This window comes from Nitrospirota bacterium (assembly GCA_040757335.1).
Classification (GTDB): Bacteria; Nitrospirota; Nitrospiria; order 2-01-FULL-66-17; family 2-01-FULL-66-17; genus JBFLXB01.
In genome coordinates this window covers 1-6,184 of sequence record JBFLXB010000055.1, presented here as the reverse complement: position 1 = coordinate 6,184, position 6,184 = coordinate 1, and the positions used below count along the sequence as shown (strand labels likewise).

At 64.6% G+C, this 6,184-nt stretch carries 7 protein-coding genes; 6 read left to right on the top strand and 1 reads right to left on the bottom strand.

Features of this window, described 5'->3' with window-relative positions; all coding sequences use genetic code 11:
* Positions 1 to 54: 54 nt before the first annotated feature.
* Positions 55 to 657, bottom strand: coding sequence for an FmdE family protein (locus tag AB1451_16745; protein MEW6684542.1), 603 nt, complete (start codon positions 655 to 657; stop codon positions 55 to 57).
* A gap of 288 nt (positions 658 to 945) precedes the next feature.
* Between AB1451_16745 and AB1451_16740 the strand changes: the two genes are divergently transcribed.
* The 6 genes from AB1451_16740 to AB1451_16715 all read left to right on the top strand — a co-directional run bounded on the left by AB1451_16740 (position 946) and on the right by AB1451_16715 (position 6,172).
* The gene (locus AB1451_16740) at positions 946 to 1,374 is read left to right on the top strand and encodes a hypothetical protein (protein MEW6684541.1); all 429 of its coding nucleotides are present in this window, start codon (positions 946 to 948) and stop codon (positions 1,372 to 1,374) included.
* Positions 1,371 to 2,075, top strand: coding sequence for a response regulator transcription factor (locus AB1451_16735; GenBank protein ID MEW6684540.1), 705 nt, complete (start codon positions 1,371 to 1,373; stop codon positions 2,073 to 2,075). Before AB1451_16740 ends, AB1451_16735 begins: the two co-directional genes overlap by 4 nt.
* Positions 2,072 to 3,463 carry a two-component system histidine kinase PnpS gene (gene pnpS, locus AB1451_16730; protein MEW6684539.1) on the top strand — a complete coding sequence of 464 codons (1,392 nt, stop codon included), beginning with the start codon at positions 2,072 to 2,074 and terminating at the stop codon, positions 3,461 to 3,463. The genes AB1451_16735 and pnpS overlap by 4 nt, the downstream gene beginning before the upstream one ends.
* Positions 3,460 to 4,251 (top strand): undecaprenyl-diphosphate phosphatase, encoded by a 792-nt coding sequence (locus AB1451_16725; GenBank protein ID MEW6684538.1) that lies wholly within the window; start codon positions 3,460 to 3,462, stop codon positions 4,249 to 4,251. Before pnpS ends, AB1451_16725 begins: the two co-directional genes overlap by 4 nt.
* A gap of 185 nt (positions 4,252 to 4,436) precedes the next feature.
* Positions 4,437 to 5,771 carry an MFS transporter gene (locus AB1451_16720; GenBank protein MEW6684537.1) on the top strand — a complete coding sequence of 445 codons (1,335 nt, stop codon included), beginning with the start codon at positions 4,437 to 4,439 and terminating at the stop codon, positions 5,769 to 5,771.
* Between the two features lie 137 nt (positions 5,772 to 5,908).
* Positions 5,909 to 6,172 (top strand): hypothetical protein, encoded by a 264-nt coding sequence (locus tag AB1451_16715; protein MEW6684536.1) that lies wholly within the window; start codon positions 5,909 to 5,911, stop codon positions 6,170 to 6,172.
* Positions 6,173 to 6,184: the final 12 nt, after the last annotated feature.

Sequence of the window (6,184 nt, the reverse complement as noted above, 5' to 3'; positions counted from 1 at the left end):
GGGAGCGACCGTACGGTCGCTCCCCCCTTCGTTTGTGCGCGGCGAGGTCTCGCGTCAGCGCGTCGCGACCGCAGCGGTGCGGCACGCGGCGCAGAGCTTTTTGCCGTCGACTTCGACCAAGCGTTCGACGTTGGTGTGTTCGCCGCAGCCTGCGCAGGGCTCGGCCTTGTATTTCCCGACCTTGGGCGGGGCCGGAAGCGTGACGCGCTGGATCGTAAACAGCGCCTCTTCCGGCGCGCGGAGAATCTCTTTGATCTTGGAATTGAGTTCGCGCTGAAAGAGCTGCTGTTCCTCGGGCGTGGCGTCGGGCGACGAGGCGTGTTTGCGCCGTTTGCCGAATGATCCGTCGGTGTCGAATGTTTCCCAGTACTTGCAGTAGACCCGTACGGACACCCCGGACTTGGCGTTCTGGAGAATGTACGCGGGCTTGCCCGTACCCGCGAGGATCAGATTGCGTTTGCCGAGCGTGCAGCCGGTGAATTCCTGAATCGCGTCCACCGCGCACGTCTCATTCTCCACCACTGCGAACACGTCCTTCATGTTGCGCAGCTCTTTGCCCATCTCGCGCACCAGCGCCTTGCCCACGCGATACCCCATGGCAATGTCCAGGCACAGGTGCCGGTGAAAATCCACCACGTCGTCAAAAGACTTTTCCATTGCAGCCTCCCCAAAAATATAGTACGTCCAGTATAGGCCCGATCCAATCGCGAACGCAATCGTCCCCATTGCTACGCGATCCGTGAGGACAGAAGACGTTTTCGAGTTGCCCCTGCGGGGCCATGGCGGATTGCTGCGCGATCCGCAAGGAAGAGGACGATTTCCAGTTGCCGCTTCGGGGCAATTGCGGATTGCTGCGCCATCCGTGAGGATAAAAGACGATTTTGAGTTGCCCCTTTGGGCAATTGCGGATTGATCCTCCCGGTGTGGACTGCTATGATCCCTGCGGTGTACATCGAAGTTGAAGACAACCCCAACTGCCCTGGGCGTGACCCGATGCGCTATCGGGAACTGGGCCCCCCGGAGGTGGTGACCCGACTGCGCCTCTTCGACCGTCGGGACGACGGTGAGTGGTGCCTGGTCACGGGGGTGCGCAACAACGCGGCCGACCCTTGGGAACCGGCGCGGGTTCGGAAAGTGGAGGACTCGGGCGTCGGCGTCGCATATCTGATTTACGGCGGAGCGTGGGGGATCAGACTCTGCCCGGTTGAGCGGGCGCAGCCGTGGAATTTTGCAGATCACGACCAGTGGGGCGAAGCGTATCTGCTGTTGACCGATCCGCACGATGTGGTGGTCTCCAAGACGGCGGCACCACCACCCGTCGCGTCGTCTCATCCCGCGGGCGAGGGGAGCCGAAAGCCTCCGAGCGCTCTTTGAAGACCATCCTCCTGATCGAGGACGATCCCGACATCGTGCGCCTACTGGTGCACTACCTGCAAGCGGCTGGATTTCAGGTCCACGTCGAATCGGACGGGTTGGCCGGCCTACACGCCGCGCGCGAACAATCGCCCGCCGCGGTTATTCTCGACGTCATGCTGCCGGCTTTGGACGGTTACGAGGTGTGCCGGCGTCTGCGTGCCACTCCGGCCACGGCGTCGCTGCCGGTCCTCATGTTGACCGCCCGCGGCGAGGAAGGGGATAAGGTGCGGGGGCTGGACCTCGGGGCGGACGACTACGTCACCAAGCCGTTCAGTCCCAAGGAAGTGGTCGCTCGGGTCAAGGCTCTGGTCCGCCGATCGGCCGGCGAGGCGAGCGGTCCCAGGTTGGTCTACGGCCCGCTGACCCTGGACGCCGAACGCCACGAGGTCGCGATCGGACGACGCCAGGTGCCGTTGACCGCGAAAGAGTTCGCGCTCTTGGAATACCTGCTTCGACACCGCGGCAAGCTGGCCACGCGTGACACATTGCTCACCTCGGTGTGGGGTTATGACGCCGAGGTCACGACTCGCACCGTGGACGTCCACATTCGTCGGCTTCGCGAAAAGATTCCCGTCCTCTCGACCGCGATCCAAACGGTCAAACCCTACGGGTACAAGCTGAAAGAGTCGCCAACGGACGAATCGGACGCTGGTCCATGAGATGGCCCGTCGCCGTGGTCGGCGCGGGGTCGGGCGCGGGAATCGCCGCGGCGTCGTTCGCCATCGGCCAGGCCGGGGGCGGAAGCCCCCGGGTCTGGTGGATCGCCGCGCTCGCCGTGTCGCTGGGGGCCGGCGCCGGTTGGCTCGGGGGCCGGTGGTTGTCGGCGCGACTGGCGCCGCTCGTCTCCGCGGCGGAGGACCTCGCAGAGGGCCGACGCGCACGGCTGCCTTCCGACGAAGCGGTGCAGTCGCGAGACGAGGTCGGCCGTCTCGCGGCCGCGTTGCGCGATGCGGCGGATGTGGTCGAGCGGCGGGTCGCGGCCATTACCGAGGACCAGACGCGGTTCGGCGCGATTCTCTCCGGGATGGTCGAAGGGGTCTTGGTCCTTGATCGGCCCGGCCGGATCTTGTTGCTCAACTTGGCGATGGAGCGCATGCTGGGCTGCCGGGCCTCCGAGGCGGTCGGTCGGCACTGGCTGGACGTGATCCGTCAGCACGACTTCAATGAGTTGATCCGCGCCGTGATTCAGAGCGGCGAACCGAGCGCGGCGACGATCACGATCGACGAGGCGGGCGGCGCCCACACGTTCGCCGTACAAGGCTCGGTCACGCGGCGGCCGGGCGGAGAGGCCGACGATCTCCGCGCGGTGTTCGTGTTTCACGACGTCACGGCGCTCAAACGACTGGAACGCGTGCGGTCGGATTTCATCGCCAACGTCTCCCACGAGCTTCGCACCCCGCTGACGTCGATCATCGGGTACGTCGAGGCGCTGTTGGACGGCGTTCAACACGATACGACGAAGCGGGAGGAGTTTCTCCGCATCATCAAAACGCACGCCGACCGGCTGAGTGCCTTGGTCCATGACTTGCTGCAACTGTCCCAGATCGAGTCGGGCGATTACCGGTGGCGCCGAGACTCCGTGGACGTGGGCGCGCTCGTGCGTCGCTCGGTGGCGCTCGTCCATCCGCTCGCGCAGCGCCGTCAAATCGCCCTCCGTTGCACCAACGAGGTCGAGGCCTTGTGCGTGGTCGGAGACGAAGAGAAGCTGACGCAAGTTCTCGTGAACCTCTTGGACAATGCCGTGAAATACACGGAAGCCGGTGGAAGCGTGGAGGTCACCGTCCAGTCGAGCGACGGCCACGCGATCGTCCGCGTCCGCGATACCGGGATCGGCATCCCGCCGGCCGACCGCGATCGGATCTTCGAGCGCTTTTATCGGGTCGACCGCGCGCGCTCGCGCGAATCCGGCGGCACGGGTCTGGGGTTGTCGATCGTCAAACATATCGTCGAGGCGCACGGAGGGACGGTGAGCGTGGACAGCCGGTTGGGACACGGCTCGGTGTTCACCGTCACCCTTCCCCAAGAGCGGGAGACGCCACCGGGATGACCACCGACTGGTGGTTGCCGGTCCTGCTCGGCGTGGTCGAGGGGCTCACCGAATTTTTACCGGTGTCCTCCACCGGTCACCTCATCCTCACCGGCGCGGCGCTGGGCTTCACGGGCGAGTTTGCCAAGACGTTCGAGGTGGCGATTCAGCTCGGCGCCATTCTCGCCGTGGTCGCGTATTTTCGAGAACGGCTCCTGGGATTGGCGCGCGGGGCGCCACAAGACCCCAGCGCGCGCTCGGTCATCGTGGCCGTCGCGGTGGCGTTTCTGCCCGCGGCCGTGGTGGGCTTTCTGGCCCACGGCGCGATCAAGGCGTATCTGTTCAACACCACCACGGTTGCGGTGACGTTGGTGGTCGGCGGCTTCGCGATCCTGGCGATCGAGGCGGGGAGGGTCACCGGCGGCGTCTCGCGCCTCGAGGCCGTGGATCTCCGCGCCGCGTTGTGGGTGGGCGTCGCGCAGTGCCTGTCGCTCATTCCAGGCGTCTCGCGCGCGGGCGCGACGATCATGGGCGGTCTGCTGGCCGGCATGGACCGCAAGACCGCCTCGGAATTCTCGTTTTTCCTGGCGTTGCCCACCATGTTCGCCGCGACCATCTACGACGCCTACAAGAGCCGCGCGTTGTTGGTGGAGGAGAATCTGGTGTGGCTTACCCTCGGATTTGTGGCCGCGTTCGTCACCGCGCTCGCCGTCATCGCGGTGTTCATGCGGTTCATCCAGCGCCACACGTTCCGCGTGTTCGCCTATTATCGCATCGTCTTGGGCCTCATCCTGCTCGCGGCTGCGTAACGGCCACCTCCAACCGGTTTTGCTATACTCTCCCTCAGCGCGAGATCGCGCGAACACCGTTTGGTTGCCGCATCGTCATGCAAATTGAACAGTCTCCTCGGACCAGCTCCGTCCCGCCACCTCTCAGAGACCAGGTTCGTCAAAGCCTGAAGTATTCGACCCGCGACGGGGTGTGCGCCTCGGTCATGTCGGGCGTGGGCGACAATTACCTGGGTGCGTTTGCCATCTTTCTCCACGCGTCCAATTCGCAAATTGCCTTTCTGGCGGCCGTGCCGCAGCTGCTGGGCGCGTGTTTTCAGTTCGTCTCCGTGCGGGTGTTGGAGCAGTTGCAGCGGCGCAAACCCCTGATCATCGCCGGGGTCATCGGGCAGTCCCTGACGTGGCTGTTGATTGCGGCCACTCCATTCCTGTTCGACCAGGGCGGCGTGTGGTGGCTGCTGATCGGCGCGACGTGCTACCACATCCTGGGACACTTCTTGCTCCCGGCGTGGAATAGCCTGATGGGCGATCTGGTCGACCCCAACCAGCGCGGACGGTATTTTGGGCGACGGAACCGGGCGATCAGCGTGTCCGCGTTTGCCGCGTTGTGCGTGGGCGGCCTGATCCTGCACCGAACCGAGCGCGCCGGGGCCGTGGTATGGGGGTTCGTTCTGGTGTTCCTGTTCGCCCTGGCGGCCCGACTTGCATCTGCGTACTACCTTTCCCGGATGATCGAACCGCCGTACGTCACGCGGCCCGAGGACCGGTTCTCGCTGTGGCAATTTCTGCGCGACGGGCGGCGGACCAACTTCGGTCGGTTCGTGGCCTACATCGGCCTCACGCACTTCGCGGTCCAGGTCTCGGGGCCCATGATCGCGCCGTACTTGCTCCGCGACCTGCATTTCACGTATCTGGAGTTCATGTTGGCTACGGCAGCGGTGGTCGTGGCGCAGTTTCTGACGCTCCCGTGGTGGGGGCGGTCCTGTGATCGCTTCGGCAACCGGCAGATCCTGAAGCTGACGGGCTGGCTGCTCCCCGTGCTTCCTCTGTTTTGGCTCACGACCACGAACGTGTATGGAATCATCGCGATCCAAATGTTCGCGGGCGCTGCGTGGGGAGGGTTCGCTCTCGCGATGGGGAACTTTCTCTTCGATAACGTGAAACCCGCCAAACGCCCGCAGTGCGTGGCCGTCTACCACTCCGCCAACGCCCTGGGAATCTTTCTGGGCGCTTCGCTGGGCGGTCTGTTGGTCCTCGTTCTCCCTCAGACACTGCGCGTCGGTGGAGGGCAACTGACCCTGTCCTCCAACCTTCAGTTACTGTTCGTGATTTCGGCGCTCCTGCGGTTCGCGGTCTCGGCGAAGTTTCTGCCGCTGCTCCGCGAAACCCGCGATGTCGCGCCCTTCCCGGCCAAAGAATTGACGACGAAGCTCTTGGTGTTCGGTTGGGAACGCAGCGCGCGGATGGTGGGGACGTTGGGACGCGCCGTGTCGGTGGTCGCGCTGGTCTTGGTCGGCCAGTGGCGCCCTGGCGGAAAATAATCGACGATATTTCAACTAGTTACAGGTAAATCGTCTCCAGCCTGGCGGCCACGTTGCCGACGCCGCAATATGCTTTTCGCGAATACTTTGCTTGACACGCTCCGTCCCCAGGGAGTATAACGTGGCGGATTCTCCGCATGGCACGTCTGGCTCTGTACGCCGGACTGGCGGCGTTCGTCATCCTCGTGATCGCCGTTTGGACGGCCAGCATTCGGTCACGGCCGCGGCGGACAGGCTCCAGCGGGCAGCGCGACACGATGGTCCTTGATCCCGTGTGCTCCACGTATGTGCCCAAGGCGCGGGCCGTGGCGCGGCGGGTCGAAGGCGCTGAAGTGTATTTCTGCAGCGAGGCGTGTGCGGCACGGTATGTGGCGCACCACCAGGGAGACCCAGAGCGATGAAGCTGTTCATAG

What these genes read in the sequence shown, in the direction of transcription:
- AB1451_16720 (MEW6684537.1), top strand. Translation starts at nt 4,437, where the DNA reads ATGTCGGGCGTGGGCGACAATTACCTGGGTGCGTTTGCCATCTTTCTC.
- AB1451_16725 (MEW6684538.1), top strand. Translation starts at nt 3,460, where the DNA reads ATGACCACCGACTGGTGGTTGCCGGTCCTGCTCGGCGTGGTCGAGGGG.
- pnpS (MEW6684539.1), top strand. Translation starts at nt 2,072, where the DNA reads ATGAGATGGCCCGTCGCCGTGGTCGGCGCGGGGTCGGGCGCGGGAATC.
- AB1451_16715 (MEW6684536.1), top strand. Translation starts at nt 5,909, where the DNA reads ATGGCACGTCTGGCTCTGTACGCCGGACTGGCGGCGTTCGTCATCCTC.
- AB1451_16745 (MEW6684542.1), bottom strand. Translation starts at nt 657, where the DNA reads ATGGAAAAGTCTTTTGACGACGTGGTGGATTTTCACCGGCACCTGTGC.